Origin of the sequence: Xylella fastidiosa (assembly GCF_011801475.1) — a bacterium.
Classification (GTDB): Bacteria; Pseudomonadota; Gammaproteobacteria; order Xanthomonadales; family Xanthomonadaceae; genus Xylella; species Xylella fastidiosa.
On sequence record NZ_CP044352.1, the window covers coordinates 1,168,514 to 1,184,861 of the forward strand.

Here is a 16,348-nt window from a genome sequence, read left to right on the forward strand (position 1 = left end):
TGAATGGGTGAAAAGCCTACCTGGAGAGTCATTTTGGAGTCGTTTTTTTTATTACGGATGGTCTGCTGCCGTCCGGTGCTGGCCGCGCTTTTTGCGCGCCGCATGCCGCGGCGGTCATGGAGGACTGCCGCATCTTTTTTATATCGATTTTATCTTGGTGTCCTGGTTGGCCATTGTGCAGCGTCACTTCATAAAGATAGTGTGATTTTTTTGCATTCATTACAGGAAATATTCCTGTTTCCTTATCAAGCTTCCTCGTTACCAAGGTGATGTGTTGACTTTCATTGGCACAGCCAGACTGCTATTGCAGTGTTACCTTGGATGGGGTGTGTGACCGTGCTGGGTTTTTAGAAAGTGTGATTCTGTCGATCCATAAACCACTCCTTAGAGTGTCAGCAGATCTCGAGGATCTGCCAGTGTTTTTTGGCCGCGGTGCAGAAGATAAAGTTAATAGCGAGGTGTGATTGCTATCTTCAGCTCATTGAGTCTCATGATTTCTTTGTGGACTGGCCTACTTGTTGTGAGTCTCCAGATGAATCGCACATGGGTTTATGTCGAGGCTAAGTGCCGAGTGTTCGACTTATTTTGGGCGTATGGGATGACATGGTGCGCCCGTGGAGATCCCACACGAAATCATCAAATAATTTTCACATTTGAAAATTCTGAATTCCCATGATTGATCTTGATCAGCTCGCTCTAGTATGGTTGCCAACCAACGGTGACATCAGTCGCCAATTGTTGTAACCACATTAGGAATTGCTGCTATGGCCGGTAAGACCCTGTATGGCAAATTGTGGGACATTCATGAGGTGGCCCGTCGCGACGATGGGTCTTCGCTCATTTACATTGATCGCCATATACTTCACGAAGTGACTTCACCACAGGCTTTTGAAGGATTGCGTTTAGCTGGACGGCCGTTGTGGCGAGTCAATGCCAATATTGCGACTCCGGATCATAATGTCCCGACGACCAAGGCGGAGCGTCAAGGCAGTTTGCTATCGATTGCCGATACGGTTTCGCGTTTGCAGGTACAGACGTTGGATGAAAATTGCGACGATTTCGGTATCTTCGAATTCAAGATGAATGATGTGCGTCAAGGGATCGTCCACGTGATCGGTCCAGAACAGGGAGCCACCTTGCCTGGTATGACAGTAGTGTGCGGTGATTCACACACCTCCACACACGGTGCCTTTGGTGCATTGGCGCATGGCATTGGTACCTCTGAAGTTGAGCACGTGTTAGCCACCCAGTGCTTAGTCACCCAGAAGATGAAAAATATGCAAGTGCGTGTGGAAGGCACCTTGCCATGGGGGGTGACGGCCAAAGATATCGTATTGGCGTTGATTGGGAAGATAGGCACTGCCGGAGGCAACGGTTATGCGGTGGAGTTTTCAGGGAGTACCATCCGCGCGTTGTCGATGGAAGGGCGCATGACCATTTGTAATATGGCTATTGAGGCTGGTGCGCGCGTGGGTATGGTGGCGGTGGACGAGAAGACCATCCAGTATGTGCATGGCCGCCCGTTTGCACCTAAAGGATCCGATTGGGATGCTGCTGTTGCATTCTGGCGTGGTTTGGTTTCCGATCCAGATGCGCACTTTGATCGTGTGGTTGAGTTATCTGCTGAAGAGATTAAACCTCAGGTTACTTGGGGAACCTCGCCAGAGATGGTGTCGGCAGTGGATCAATCGGTGCCAGACCCAGAGCGCGAAACTGATCCAGTCAAGAAGGAGTCTTTAATTCGTGCCCTGAAATATATGGGTTTGCAGCCGAATGATCCGATCACTTCAATAAAGCTGGACCGTGTATTTATTGGCTCCTGTACGAATTCGCGTATTGAAGACTTACGTGCTGCTGCGGAAGTTGTTAAAGGCCGTAAAGTTGCTTCCACGGTGAAGCAGGCGATGGTGGTGCCTGGCTCGGGATTGGTAAAGGCACAGGCTGAAGTTGAGGGCTTGGACAAGATATTCATTGAGGCTGGTTTCGAGTGGCGTGAACCTGGATGTTCGATGTGTTTGGCGATGAATCCCGATAAATTGGGCAGTGGCGAGCATTGCGCATCTACTTCTAATCGTAACTTCGAGGGGCGCCAGGGCATCGGTGGTCGTACCCATTTAGTCAGCCCTGCGATGGCAGCCGCTGCGGCCGTGGCTGGTCACTTTGTCGATGTCCGCGAAATGATGCGGTGATGAACCTTATGTTGTCTTTGTAGATTCTTGGAAATAACGTGCTAATGAAGGTTTATATTCAATGCCGTTTTTTGATTGTTTCAATACTTCTAGCTCATCCTTTAAAGTGTCTCTAAACGGTTATTTTTTTCGATTCCAGCAGCGTAATAAAACGGTTCTGCGATCTATGATCGCAGCGTACATAGAATATTTAAGCACTGGTGAAGCTTGATGAAACCCTTTACCCAACACACCGGCTTGGTCTGTCCACTTGATCGCGTGAATGTCGATACCGATCAGATTATTCCCAAGCAATTTTTAAAGTCGATCAAGCGGACAGGTTTCGGCCCTAATCTGTTCGACGAATGGCGCTATTTGGATGCAGGTCAACCTGGGCAAGACAATAGCAAGCGTCCCATTAATTCAGATTTTGTGCTCAATTTTCCCCGTTATCGTGGGGCGAGTGTGTTGCTGGCGCGCGACAATTTTGGCTGTGGTTCCTCCCGTGAACATGCTGCCTGGGCGCTTGATGAATATGGCTTCCGCACAGTCATCGCGCCGAGCTTTGCTGACATTTTTTTCAACAACAGCTTTAAAAATGGTTTATTGCCTCTTGTGTTGAATAAGGTTGAAGTGGATGCACTGTTTGCACAGTGTCAAGTGACTGAGGGATATACGCTAACTGTGGATTTGGCGGCACAGCAAGTGATTACCCTGGACGGTACTACTTACGCCTTCCAGATCGATACGTTCCGTAAGCATTGTCTACTTAACGGCCTGGATGATATCGGTCTCACCTTACAGCATGCTGAGGCCATCCGCGCTTTTGAGGCCACGCATCGTATACGTCAACCGTGGTTGTTTGCGCCGTTGCGCTGAATCCTTGTTGATCAATATGACTCTACAGAAGGCAGTAATTTATTTCTGTGGAGCTTCGTGCGTGTTGCTCAGCGTATCTGCGAGATTACGGTGAGTGTCCCGTTCACGAGTGTGGTCACCGTGCGTGCAACTTGAGTGATGGTTACGTCCGTGCTGCATTTGCCTTGTCGATATGTGATGTGGTGGTTGCGATGTATTGTCGTACATAGCTAAAGAGTCTTACTTAAACTATTTTCGCAATATGCATATGGTGCAGGATGCATTTAGGTGCTTACCATTTTCTAATACTGATGCCGATGTTGCGGTCAGTGAGTCGTTTTAAGTAGTACAACGATAAGTGCCATTCATTCAGTGCACTGTGAGGTAGGGTATTAGGCGCAGTTGGTATGACGGTGTGCACAGAGCATGTACCATCCGTAAAAGCTTTTTTTTCAGATATTAGATTGTTGTTTGATTGTAACGTACGTTTCCTAGTACGCGAATTCTTAAGATGTATCGTGCGCCTTTTTACCCTTTCTCAACATCTATGAGCAACATGCCTAGCAGAGCTGCTGCCTTATTTAATACATAGGACATCATCCAGAATGAGTAAGAAAATTTTGATTCTCCCCGGCGATGGCATTGGACATGAAATCGTTGCTGAAGCCGTTAAAGTGTTAGAGCATGTTAATGTGCGTCATACGCTGAATATGAGGTTGAGTTTCGACGCACTTGGTGGAGCTGCTTATGAAAAATATGGAAGTCCACTGGCTGACGAAACCTTGGCGCGTGCACGTGAGGCGGATGCAGTGTTGCTTGGTGCGGTCGGTGGACCACAGTGGGATACGATTGATCCGGCACTTCGTCCAGAGCGGGGGTTGCTGAAGATTCGTGCTCAATTAGGGCTGTTCGCCAATCTGCGTCCTGCGTTGTTGTACCCGCAATTGGCAGATGCATCCACCCTTAAACCTGAAGTTGTTGCCGGACTCGATATTCTTATCGTGCGTGAACTGACAGGTGGCCTTTATTTTGGACAACCACGCGGCAGCCGCATATCAAAAAATGGCGAGCGTGAAGCGTTTGATACGTTGCCGTATTGCGAGAGTGAAATCCGTCGTATTCTCAAGGTTGGTTTTGAAATGGCGCGTCTGCGTGGTAAGAAACTCTGCTCTGTGGACAAAGCAAATGTGCTTGCTTCCAGTCAGTTGTGGCGCACAGTGGCGGGAGAAATGGCTAAAGATTATCCAGATGTGACCCTCTCGCACATGTATGTGGATAACGCAGCAATGCAATTAGTGCGTTATCCAAAACAGTTTGATGTGATTGTCACTGAAAATATGTTTGGTGACATTCTTTCGGATCAGGCGTCAATGTTGACCGGTTCGATTGGTATGTTGCCGTCTGCGTCGTTGGACGCCAATAACAAAGGGATGTACGAGCCGTGCCATGGTTCGGCGCCCGATATTGCAGGACAAGGGGTCGCCAATCCATTAGCGACTATTTTATCAGTGGCGATGTTATTGCGTTATAGCATGGGATATATCAAAACAGCGGATGCGATTGAATATGCGGTTGGTGTCGTCCTTGATAGTGGTTTGCGTACAGCCGATATTTGGTCCGAAGGGATGACCAAGGTAGGAACTGTAGCGATGGGAGATGCAGTGGTCGCAGCGCTCTAAGTCGTATTAATCAGTGTGGTTTGATAAACGCTAGTTTTCTTCTATGGGTTACATGCAATATTGATGTAGCCCAATGCTGATTTCTTAAGTTACGGCATCAATGGTTTTTATGTTAAAGCACGCTTGTTATATGTGTGTTTCAGAAAGTGTGATGTTTAGTTACTGAGTTCCGTGATTGTTGCGATCTTTCTCATTAATAAAGGCGTGTATTGCTATTTATTTCACAGTCTGTAATTGATATTGCTCGAATTCATGGGCTCATGCCGATGCAATATGAGCTGTATATCCTCATCGGTTTATAAGATTTCCTGATATTTCTTTATGTGGGGGCATATTTGTTGCATGGTTCCCTGATGAGTCGTGCATCAAAAAAGATGCAATTTTAGAGTGGCGATGTATTAGGAGGCAACCTCAAGTTTTGAGCGCCTATAAAAATCTATTCATTGAGCCAACTTCGTCAAGAATCTCCAAAAAAATAGTTAAATAAATATTGCACTGCGCATCTCCTATGCGATAGTTAGAAATAGTTAAAAGTTGTATCTCGATACTTTATGCAAAATGTGTTTGGCGAATTGTTCCGATTTTTTATCCGTTTCTATTTGCATCGGGACGATATGGGGAGCCATTACTCGATTTTTCCCTACAAGAGGTTCATGTCATCGCGTATGAAATTAACAGGACGTTTCAACTCGATAATGAGTTTGTCCTTAATGTGTGCGGTTACTCTGATGGCTTGCAATACCGCACCGCATTCTCTGGCCTCTTCTCTCCCGGTACCGGATGCACTGCTTTTTCCACAGGTGCAGCCTGAATACAAAGTTGCTCCTGGTGACTTATTGTTGATCAAGGTATTCCAAGTCGATGATCTGGAACGTCAGGTCCGTGTGGACAACACAGGGCGTATTACCCTGCCATTGTTAGGAAGCATTGAAGTATCCAATAAAGGTGCTGCTGAGTTGGAAACTCTGATAGCCAATCGTTACCGCAGTGACTATCTGCAGGATCCTCAGGTTTCTGTTTTTATCCAAGAAGCGAATGCACGCCGTGTCACCGTGACTGGTGCAGTGACCGAGCCGGGGACCTATCCATTGATCGGTAGCAATCTGACATTACAGCAAGTGATTGCTCAGGCTAAAGGTATAAACACGCTGGCGAGTCTTCAAAACGTGGTTGTATTCCGCACTGTCAAAGGGCAGAAGATGTTGGCGCGCTTTGATTTGGCACGTATTGAGCGTGGCAAGGATCCTGATCCTGAGATATATCCTGGTGATCTGGTTGTTGTTTACCGTTCCGACATGCGCTTGTTTTTGCGCACTCTGGTTGAAATTACCCCCTTCGTTATGGTCTGGCGCGCGTATCGATAACTATGGATTATCCCAATCAAACTTCTTCCGCTTTGTTTCACTCCTCAGAACCATTGGGTCTGAATCTTGTTGATTATTTACGTGTATTGCTCAGTCAATATTGGCTGATTATTGGTATTGCTATTGGCGCAACTTCGCTAACTTTTGGTGTCTCGTTGCTGCTTCCTCAAAAGTTTCGTGCCACTGCAACGTTACAGATTGAGCGCGATGTGCCTAAGGTGATGAATGTCGATAATCTGATCCCTGTAGAGTCGCCGCTTGATCGTGATTTTTATCAAACTCAATATCAGTTATTACAGAGTCGTTCGTTAGCGCGTGCAGTCATTCGTAAGATGAACTTGGGTCGAGAGCCAATGTTCAAACCACTCGTTGATAAGGTATTGTCAAAGGTACAGAGTCTTCCAGTTAATACTCGTAACACGGCTATCGAGAGTGCATTGATAGAAATGATGTTGAACAGTTTAAAGATCGAACCAATCCTCAATTCGAGGCTGGTCTATGTGCATTTTGATTCTCATGATCCCACCTTATCGGCGAAGGTTGCTAATGCCTACGCCAAGATGTTCATTGAAAATAATCAGCAGCGTCGTTCAAATGCTTTCTCATTTGCAATGAAGTATCTTGCTGGACGCTTGGAACAGTTGCGTATCAAGGTGGATAAGTCAGAAAGGAATGTGGTTGCGTATTCAACTGATGAAAAGATTGTTTCTGTCGGTGACGAAAAACCATCACTCTCTGCACAAAACCTGAGTGATCTTAATGCGTTGCTGGCCTCCGCACAAAATGAGCGGATTAGGGCCGAAGCCTCTTGGCGTCAGGCCAGTATTGGCGATGGTCTGAGTATCCCTCAAGTGTTGTCTAACCTGTTGGTACAGTCTTTGCGTACCGACCAGGCGAATATGGTCAATGAATATCAGCAGAAATTATCCATGTTCAAACCGGAGTATCCGGAGATGCAACGGTTGAAAGCAAGAATCAAAGAAAATACTAAGCAAATTAATGCCGAGGTATTCAATATTAGGCAATCGTTGAAGGCCCAGTATGAAGCTGCATTACGTCAGGAAAATCTATTGAATGACCGTATTGCAGTGTTGGAGAAGGATGAGTTGGATCTGAAAACGCGTCTTATTCGTTACAACCTACTCGAGCGTGAGGCTGAAACAGATCGCCAACTTTATGATGCGTTGTTGCAACGTTATAAGGAAATTAGTGTGCTTGGCGATGTTGGTAGTAACAATGTGACGGTAGTGGATGCTGCAGACATTCCGAGCCGCCCGATTTCGCCGAATTTGTTAATGAACACGATATTGGGTGGAATTTTTGGTGTCTTTTTAGGTTTGACAGTTGCTATGGTGCGTTATTCCATGCATGGAGCGAAGCGGATAAACGTGATGAGTGTTGAATAAAAGCAGTTGTATTGAGTGAAGTGTAGCAGGCGGTTTTCATTGATTTATTTCTGATGCTTGGTGGTCAGATTCCTTTTAAGTAAAGTGCCGGCGTTTGTTAGGGATTGATGCATGGTGGCAAATGCTGGTGAACGAAACCAACGTTGTCTGGTGGTGTGCGCTTGTTCCTCCCAAAATATGCGCTGCCCAGGATATGTGAGGAGTTCTATCAATGCTTCTGGCAGATCTGAACAGTGTTACTGATATTGCTTCTTCACCGCGGTTATTGTCGAAATATTCTGCTGCCGCTGATCTAATACTTCGTGTTTTTGATCTAACAATGGTGGTGCTGTCTGGTGTACTGATTTACAGATTGTTGTTTGGTAATTGGATGTTAACGGCCACATATCGTATTGCTATTGGTAACACGTTATTGTATTCGGTGATTTGTTTTTCTTTTTTCCCGTTGTATCGCAGTTGGCGTGGGCGTGCTCTGGCGCGGGAGCTGTTAGTAATTAGTAGTGCGTTCTGTGGTGTATTTATCTTGTTTTCGTTGCATACACTGATTGTTCAATTGGGACATCCTGTGTCCTGGTTATGGATTACTTTCTGGTTCCTTGGTGCGCTCTCTACCTTGTTGAGTGCGCGTGTAGCGCTTCGTAGTCTACTCAACTGGTTGCATATGCGTGGTGTGGATGTCCAACGTATTGTTGTGGTTGGGCTGCGTCATCCTGTGATGAAAATTCACCATTATCTGAATCGTAATACATGGACAGGGATGCAATTGATTGGGTATTTCAGTACTTCCTACGATGTCTCTGTATCTGAATATGTGAGGCGTCTTCCGTGTCTTGGGATTCCGGATAGATTGTTTGATTTTTTAGAAAAAAATCACGTTGAGCAAGTATGGATTTCGATGCCTCTCGGTGAGCGTGATTATATTAAGACGTTGTTGAAGAAATTGGAGCGTTATCCGATCAATGTAAAACTTATTCCTGATTTATTCGACTTTGGCACACTCAATCAGTCGGGTGAACAAATTGGTCATGTGCCTGTCATTAATCTTCGTCAGGGCGGGGTTGATCGAGATAACTACTTTTTTGTTGCCAAGACAATCCAGGATAAGGTGCTGGCCATGATTGCATTGCTATTGCTGTGGCCGTTGTTAATCATCATTGGGATTGGTATCAAGTTCAGTTCCCCAGGTCCGGTATTGTTCCGGCAACGCCGCCATGGCTTGAATGGGCGTGAGTTTTATGTGCTCAAATTTCGCTCGATGCGGGTGCATGACGATCAAAGTCAGCATCTGAAGCAAGCCAGTCGTAATGATAGTCGTATCACTGCTTTGGGTGCGTTCCTGCGTCGCACCAGTCTGGATGAGTTACCACAAATCTTCAATGTACTTGGCGGCAGTATGTCGATTGTTGGCCCGCGTCCTCATGCGGCTCAGCACAACAGTTATTACGAGAAGTTGATCCAGCATTACATGCAACGCCATTACGTCAAACCAGGGATTACTGGGTGGGCGCAGGTCAACGGTTTTCGTGGTGAAACACAAGAATTAAGGACAATGAAAAAGCGTATTCAGTATGATCTTGATTACATCAGGCGCTGGTCATTGTGGTTCGATTTTAGAATTATTGTTTTGACTTTAGTACGTGTACTTGGTCAGAAAAATGCTTATTGATCTTAGATGTTTCAGTCCATGCATGGTTGTGTCAGGAGAGTTTCCATGCTGATGTGTATGAAAAAGATCACCAAAGAGAATTCACGGAATCTTCTTGTTGGAATAGTTCTGTTTTTGGGAGTGGCTTATAACTTTCCGTTAGCCATGATTAACGCCAAAGTTTTTACGGTGACTCCAGTGATGACTTATGCAGTGGAGTTGGTAATTTATTTTGCCTGTTTCATGCTCGGATTATCTGCATTGCATCGCAAGCGCGTTGTGCTTGTGATGAGTGGTCTCGGGTTTCTCGTTGCATTGACGTTACTACGGTTTTTGATGAGTTTGGATTTTGATCCAAAATTCTTCAGGGATGCGCTGATTCCGTTCGCTTTTCTGATACTCGGTGCAGCCTACCGTGGATCTTTGCTGCGTCTATTCATGGGCATGAGTATTTTTATTACTTTTGTTGCTGTTTTCGAGTTAATGATGCCAGATGTTTATGGCGACATTGCCAATCCGAAAAGTTATTTCGTGAATTCTCGTGGTGCTAGCGCAGACGGTTTCTGGAATGAAGGGAGTAGTTTGTATCTTAGTGCGACGCGTCCGGATGAGCGTAACTTCTTTGCTGGTTCGAATTTACCGCGTGCATCTTCTGTGTTCATTGAACCGGTGACGATGGGAAATTACATTATATTTTTTGCTGCAATTGTGTTGGTTTTCTGGCGTTGGATGAGTGTCTCCGAGTTGATTTTATCGATCGCAATGATCGTATTTTTAATTGTCGCTTCAGATGGCCGTTTGGCGACTGGTACATGCATATTAATGGTATTGCTTGCACCATTTCTTAAACGTTTTGATCAGCGTTTTGCGTTTTTGTTATTTTTTTCGGTGTTACTCGGTGGATGGTTCATAGTTCAGCTGAATGGTATTCATACATATGACAAGGATACGATTCTGAGCAGGACTTTTTTCAGTGTGTATTCATTGGCTCACTTGCCCTTGGATTCGTGGTTTGGCTTGGATGTTCAGTCGTCCTATCGTTATTTTGATAGTGGTATTGCTTATTTCATCGCGTCACAGTCAGTTATCACTGTACTTGTTTTTTTGTTGTCTTATTCATTTCTTTTCGACATGCAAAGTCATGAGGGGAGGGGATTTAAAAACATGGCCATATTCGCATTTGCATTGAGTCTTTTGGTATCAAATAGTTATTTTTCGATTAAAACGTCTGCGTTGTGGTGGTTTACGTGTGGCTGTCTTTGGAATTGCTCGCCTAATGTATTGGCTGCAAAAAGGAATCTTGTAGAAGCGAGAGTGATAGCACAAGTAGGTGTGTCGTGATCAATAAAAAAAAGTATGTGCCAGTAGGAGTGGGGACATTAGCGCACTCTCCGGGATCTCTATCAGTTGGGCGTGATGCGCGTATTGATGCGGCGAAGGGACTGGGTATTTTTCTGGTGGTACTTGGTCATGCTAAAGGCCTCCCAGAATGGTGGGTTGTGCTGATTTACAGTTTCCACGTGCCGTTATTTTTTCTGTTATCTGGTTGGGCTGCTGGCACGAATATGCGTCAGTCTGGATTCTGCGAATGTTTGTTGCACTTGATGCGTACCTTACTGGTTCCATATGTATTCTTTTTTTTCGTTGGTTATATCTATTGGTTGCTTACACGTCATATTGGTGCGAAGGATTTGCGTTGGGGGATGCACCCTTGGTGGGAGCCGTTGAATGGTTTGTTGATGGGTGGAGGAACTGCTTTGTATGTCCAGCCGTCGTTGTGGTTTCTTCCAGCATTGTTTGTGACGAAATTAACCTATCAAGTGTTGTCTAAGTATGTTTCTTTAGAACGATTGGTCTTGTTTGGTGGGATATTTTCTTGGGTATGGGTAGGGTTTTTTCCTGGGTTTGGTGTGCGTTTCCCATTTTCTTTGGATGAATTGCCTATTGCATTTTTATTTTTCGTTCTTGGAGTGATGGGACGTAGGACGTCTTGGTTACGGCTGCTCCCGAAAACAAGAAAAGCGAATATGATTTTACTTGCTGTGTTGTTGTTTCCTTGGTTTCTGTTGGCGTTGTGCAATGAAAAAGTTGATATGAATATGCTTATTTTTGGCAATTCACCATTTATTTTTCATGTTTCCGCATTGTTAGGTGTGGCGATAGTGTTATGTATGGCAGCTCTTGTTGAACAATGGTCATTGGTACAATGGGCTGGGCGTAATACGCTGTTGATTTTGTGCACGCATACGCTAGTTTTTTTTGTGTTATTCGGAGTATTGTCTTTGCTCGGAGGGACATCTGGATTGATCTTGGCATTGCTTTTTTCAGCAATTACGTTGTGTTTTATTCCAATTTTTAGATGGATATTGATGAGGTGGATACCTTGGTCACTAGGTGCATGTTCATATATGCGAGCGCGTTCATCATGATGTGAGTTTTATCTTTATGTGATGGATCTCTAATATCTTATCGATATTCTGCTTTTATATGTAGTGATGCTCAGTGATTATATTGGTCTTCTATCAATAATTAGTGTCGCATTTAGGTGATGTGGTTTTTTTTATGTTGTGTTGGATTTTGATAATCGGCTGTGGCGACAGCGTTTTCCTTATTTTAGATAAGAAGTGCATTTGTTTTTTTATATTATAGGCATAATTAAGTATTTAGATATTTTATTATTCTTTAATGATTTTTTTGATTCATTAATAATGGGTTGGTGGTTTGTTCTAGGGAGTTTCATGCCAAAGTCTAATCCGTTATGGCTAAGGATATTGTTGTGTTATTGAAAATGATGTTCTTATCTTTTGAGCTTTAAATCTTTTTTTATCAAAAAATTATGGCTTGTTGCATTTAGTGGGGATCATTCGAATCTTTGTAATTTTGAATGGAATGGGAGCACTGTTTAATGAAAGTGGTGCATGTTGTTCGTCAATTTCATCCGTCAATTGGTGGGATGGAGGATGTGGTCTTCAATATTGCGATGCAGCTGCATTTGCATGCTGGAATCGGTGTTGATGTTGTGACGTTGAACCGAGTATTTACTCAGTCTGATGTTCTACTTCCATGTACTGATAAGTATCAGGGTGTGTCGATCCAGCGCATTGGTTATCGTGGTTCTTCGCGTTATCCATTGGCACCAGGAGTGTTGAGTATGTTGGATAAAGCCGATGTGATTCATGTACACGGTATTGATTTTTTTTATGACTTCCTGGCATTGACTCGAGTGTTACATGGAAAGCCAATGGTCGTTTCAACGCACGGTGGTTTCTTCCATACGGATTATGCATCAAGACTTAAATTACTTTGGTTCAATACGTTGACTAGGTTATCAGCGTTGGCTTATGCACGGATTATTGCGAGTAGTGAGAGTGATGGTGCGTTGTTTTCAAAGATCGTGGCGCCGAGTCGATTGCGAGTCATTGAAAATGGCGTAGATGTGGAGAAGTATGCAAGGTGTGGTGCTTCTGAAGCTGGACGCACTCTTTTGTATTTCGGGCGCTGGTCGATGAATAAGGGATTGTTGGAGACGTTGCAATTACTGGCTGTATTGTATGTGTTAGATCCGCGTTGGCGATTAATTATTGCTGGGCGTGAATATGATTATGATCAGGCTGCGTTGGTGTATGAGGTGGATAGGCTTGGGTTATCTGAGCAGGTGGATTTTCATTGTAGTCCGTCACAGTCGCAGTTGCGCTTTTTAATGGAGCAAGCACAGTTTTTTATTTCACTGTCGCGGCATGAGGGTTTTGGTATCGCTGCAGTTGAGGCGATGAGTGCTGGATTGATTCCTGTCTTGAGTGATATTCCACCATTTGCGCGTCTACATCGTGAGTCCGGTTTAGGTGTTTTGGTCGATCCATTACAACCACAGCAGGCTGCAGTTGCTGTACAGGGATTGGCATTACAGGTAGATACTCATTTTATCGACTGGCGATCTCAAGCGATGGCTTTCAGTGATCGTTATCACTGGCGTTATGTCATTGGTTGTTATCAGGATGAGTATTGTAGAGCCCTTGGATTAAGTGGTGAGCAGGAATTTCTGAGGTGAATGGTGTCTTTTTGTTTTGTGTTGTTTCCAGTATGTCGAAGCGATTGAATAGGTTTTTTTCAGTGGAGCACTATTGGTGGCGAATAAATTTTTTTCACAGGTGCATGATTTATTAATGTATAAAATATTTCGCAGGTATCGCGGTCTGTTGAGTATGCAGCTAAATCGGATGATTGATGTATGTGTCGTTACTAATTTTTTGATTGTGAGTTTCTGTAAGAGTCTTGGAAATAGCGATAGTCAATCCAGGCGGATTAATGTGTTGTTGCACTATCTGCTTGGGGCATTGTGGATTCTATGCCTCAGTTACATTAAATGGATGTTGCCAATGTCGTGTTTAGTTCAGGTGCTGTGGCACAAGGATAAGGTGATGATATGAGTGACGGTGTGGTGACTGTATCTACGGTGTCCGAGCGTAGTTTGGCTTCACGTGCGGTTGGCGGTGCCGTGGTGACGATGCTTGGGCAGGGGGCGAGGGTAGTTATCCAATTTTCCATTATCGTGCTATTGGCGCGGTTGTTGAATCCGCATGATTATGGTCTGATGGCGATGGTCACTGCGATTGTGGGTGTTGCTGATATTCTTCGTGATTTTGGCCTTTCTTCGGCGGCGATCCAGGCAAAGCAGATTACAAACGCGCAGCGCGATAATCTATTCTGGATTAATAGTGCGATTGGATTGGCACTGTCTTTGGTGGTATTCGTTGCGGCACAGGTAATTGCTGATTTTTATCGTGAGCCTGCATTAGTGACGATTACGCAGGTATTGGCGATTAATTTTTTACTTAATGGGATGGCAACTCAGTATCGCGCCAATCTTAGCCGTGAGATGCGTTTCGGTCAGCTTGCATTGAGTGATATTGGTGCGCAGGTGTTAGGTCTTTTAGTTGGTGTTGGTGTGGCGCTAGTCGGATGGGGCGTTTGGGCGTTGGTGTTGCAGCAGGTGGTGCAAGCTGTGGCGAATCTTGTAATTGCAATGGTCTGTGCGCGTTGGCTGCCAGGTGGTTATCGCCGTGGTGTGCCGATGGGGAGTTTTCTCAGTTTTGGTTGGAATCTGATGGTTGCGCAATTGCTAAGCTATGCCAATCGCAGTGTTGGTCAAGTGATTATCGGTTATCGGCTTGGTCCTAATGTACTTGGTTTATATAACCGTGCATTCCAGTTGTTGATGATGCCATTGAATCAGGTGATTGCGCCGGCAAGTTCAGTGGCGTTGCCGGTGCTTTCTCAGTTGCAAGATGATCGTGCTCGTTTCGATAGCTTCTTATTGCGTGGGCAAACGATGATGTTGCATGTGATTGTTCCGTTGTTTGCATTTGCTTGTGCGCAGGCAACTCCATTAATTGTATTGGTCCTTGGTGAAAAGTGGCGTTCTGCGGTGTTGTTATTTCAAATTTTGACATTGGCTGGTATGACGCAGAGTGCTAGTTATGCAAGTTATTGGCTATTTTTAGCACGCGGTTTGATACGCGATCATCTTTTATTTTCTATTGTCAGTCATGTGTTTTTGGTGTTGTGTGTGTGCATTGGTGCTTATTGGGGTGTATTTGGTGTGGCTATTGGTTACAGCATTAGTTTGGCTTTGATATGGCCATTGTCGATTATTTGGGCGGCACGTATTACACCTGTTCCTGGTTGGGAAATATTTTTTAATGGGATGCGTGCGATCGTAGGTTACGGGGTGTGTGCATTTGCTTCTATGTATGCTTCGCAGTGGTGTGACGAGTCGAATCTTTGGAAGCAATTGATAGTTGGTGCTTTGGCAATGTTGGTAGTTTTTGCAGTGTTATCCTTGTTATGGCCAGCATTTCGTCGTGATGTGCTGTCTATCATTAAGATCGGTATGTCTTCTTCAGCTGTATCTTCTTTTCTTCTAAGGATCATGAGGAGAGTGAGGAAGGGATCTTAATTCATCGGTTCTTAGGATTTTTTTGAAAATTAATGGAATACGTTAATTCAGTGAATAACGAGCGAGCTTATGAATGCTTCTACAAGTGCGGTATTAAGCCACGATGCAAATGTTTCTACGATGTCCGTTGGAGTGCGTCCCAATTATCTTGTTTTGTCAGCGCATGATTATCGTACACCACGTCGTGCCAGTATTCATTTCATTACGGATGAATTGGCTAAGCGTGGTGATACTCGTTTTTTCTCATTACGTTACAGTTTGTTGTCCAGGCTAAAAAAAGATTTGCGTGTCCCGTTGGATGAGTATGCTAATCATGTGGTTGAGTATAATGGTGTGCATTGTTATCTATGGCGTACGTTGGTACATCCGTTTAATACACGTAGATCATGGTTGCGTGGTATTGAGGATATGCTCTTTCGCTGGTATGTGCAGCATCCACCGGAGATTTTATTGCAGTGGATACGCGAAGCAGACATCATTTTGTTCGAGAGTGGTACTGCAGTTGCGTTCATTGATATGGCGAAGCGTATTAATCCATCTGCCCGTCTTATTTATAATGCTTCAGACAGTCTCAGTGCGATTAATGTAGCATCTTATATCGAGCGTGAATTTCAGCGGGTTGCTCCAAGTTTGGATGTGATCGCTGTTGTTTCTCCTGCGATGGCTAAAGAAATTCCTAGTCATGGCAATGTGTTTTATATCGGCCATGGGGTTCTTCAAAATTTGAGTGAGCTTGGTGGTCCATCGCCATATGAGGGTGGGATCCATGCCGTATCGGTTGGTTCGATGTTGTTTGATCCGTTATTTTTTGTGGTTGCAGGGAAGGAGTTTCCACATATTACTTTTCATGTAATTGGTTCAGGGATGGGGCGACATCCTGATTATCCTGATAATGTCGTGGTTTACGGTGAGATGAAGTACGTTGAAACTATTCGTTATATTAGGCATGCATCTTTCGGTATTGCGCCGTATGTGTCACAGCAGGTTCCAGAATATTTAGCCGATAGTTCGATGAAACTGTTGCAGTACGACTTTTTCGGGTTACCGGCGGTGTGTCCGCATGCGGTGGTCGGCTCTTATCCGACACGCTTTGGTTATACTCCAGGGAATGCTATTGAGTTGGTGGCTGCGATCAAGCGTGCGTTGCAAGCGCCGCATCAGCAGTCTCGTCAATATTTGAGTTGGGAAGAGGTTGTTGCTCGTGTTTTGGATCCTACTGCCTATGAGGGAACCAAGATATTACCTGCGGTGTGAGCGTATCTGTATCCGTAG

The 16,348-nt window shown here is 44.7% G+C and carries 12 protein-coding genes; 11 read left to right on the plus strand and 1 reads right to left on the minus strand.

The window, feature by feature from the left end:
• Positions 1 to 28: 28 nt before the first annotated feature.
• A complete protein-coding gene (locus tag F7G16_RS05090) occupies positions 29 to 220 on the minus strand; it encodes a hypothetical protein (protein WP_038232311.1) in 192 nt (63 codons plus the stop codon).
• 544 nt (positions 221 to 764) lie between these two features.
• Between F7G16_RS05090 and leuC the strand changes: the two genes are divergently transcribed.
• From leuC to F7G16_RS05150, 11 genes are all read left to right on the plus strand, one after another.
• Positions 765 to 2,189: a 3-isopropylmalate dehydratase large subunit gene (gene leuC / locus F7G16_RS05095; RefSeq protein WP_004091001.1), complete on the plus strand. Its 1,425-nt coding sequence runs from the start codon at positions 765 to 767 to the stop codon at positions 2,187 to 2,189.
• A gap of 210 nt (positions 2,190 to 2,399) precedes the next feature.
• Positions 2,400 to 3,047 carry a 3-isopropylmalate dehydratase small subunit gene (gene leuD / locus F7G16_RS05100; protein WP_004091003.1) on the plus strand — a complete coding sequence of 216 codons (648 nt, stop codon included), beginning with the start codon at positions 2,400 to 2,402 and terminating at the stop codon, positions 3,045 to 3,047.
• Between the two features lie 584 nt (positions 3,048 to 3,631).
• Positions 3,632 to 4,705: a 3-isopropylmalate dehydrogenase gene (gene leuB / locus F7G16_RS05105; RefSeq protein WP_004091005.1), complete on the plus strand. Its 1,074-nt coding sequence runs from the start codon at positions 3,632 to 3,634 to the stop codon at positions 4,703 to 4,705.
• Between the two features lie 665 nt (positions 4,706 to 5,370).
• Positions 5,371 to 6,069 (plus strand): polysaccharide biosynthesis/export family protein, encoded by a 699-nt coding sequence (locus tag F7G16_RS05110; RefSeq protein WP_172632659.1) that lies wholly within the window; start codon positions 5,371 to 5,373, stop codon positions 6,067 to 6,069.
• Positions 6,070 to 6,071: 2 nt separating this feature from the next.
• The gene (locus F7G16_RS05115; protein ID WP_004091008.1) at positions 6,072 to 7,475 is read left to right on the plus strand and encodes a GumC family protein; all 1,404 of its coding nucleotides are present in this window, start codon (positions 6,072 to 6,074) and stop codon (positions 7,473 to 7,475) included.
• Between the two features lie 211 nt (positions 7,476 to 7,686).
• Entirely contained in the window at positions 7,687 to 9,141 is a 1,455-nt protein-coding gene (locus F7G16_RS05120) for an undecaprenyl-phosphate glucose phosphotransferase (RefSeq protein WP_004091011.1), read from the plus strand.
• 57 nt (positions 9,142 to 9,198) lie between these two features.
• A complete protein-coding gene (locus F7G16_RS05125; protein WP_225621652.1) occupies positions 9,199 to 10,461 on the plus strand; it encodes a polysaccharide biosynthesis protein GumE in 1,263 nt (420 codons plus the stop codon).
• The gene (locus F7G16_RS05130; protein ID WP_038232315.1) at positions 10,458 to 11,549 is read left to right on the plus strand and encodes an acyltransferase family protein; all 1,092 of its coding nucleotides are present in this window, start codon (positions 10,458 to 10,460) and stop codon (positions 11,547 to 11,549) included. The genes F7G16_RS05125 and F7G16_RS05130 overlap by 4 nt, the downstream gene beginning before the upstream one ends.
• Positions 11,550 to 12,025: 476 nt before the next feature.
• The gene (locus F7G16_RS05135; protein ID WP_004091017.1) at positions 12,026 to 13,168 is read left to right on the plus strand and encodes a glycosyltransferase family 4 protein; all 1,143 of its coding nucleotides are present in this window, start codon (positions 12,026 to 12,028) and stop codon (positions 13,166 to 13,168) included.
• A gap of 375 nt (positions 13,169 to 13,543) precedes the next feature.
• Positions 13,544 to 15,076: a lipopolysaccharide biosynthesis protein gene (locus tag F7G16_RS05145; protein ID WP_004091019.1), complete on the plus strand. Its 1,533-nt coding sequence runs from the start codon at positions 13,544 to 13,546 to the stop codon at positions 15,074 to 15,076.
• A 120-nt stretch (positions 15,077 to 15,196) separates the two neighbouring features.
• A complete protein-coding gene (locus F7G16_RS05150) occupies positions 15,197 to 16,330 on the plus strand; it encodes a GumK N-terminal domain-containing glycosyltransferase (protein WP_011098085.1) in 1,134 nt (377 codons plus the stop codon).
• The last annotated feature ends 18 nt before the right edge of the window (positions 16,331 to 16,348 follow it).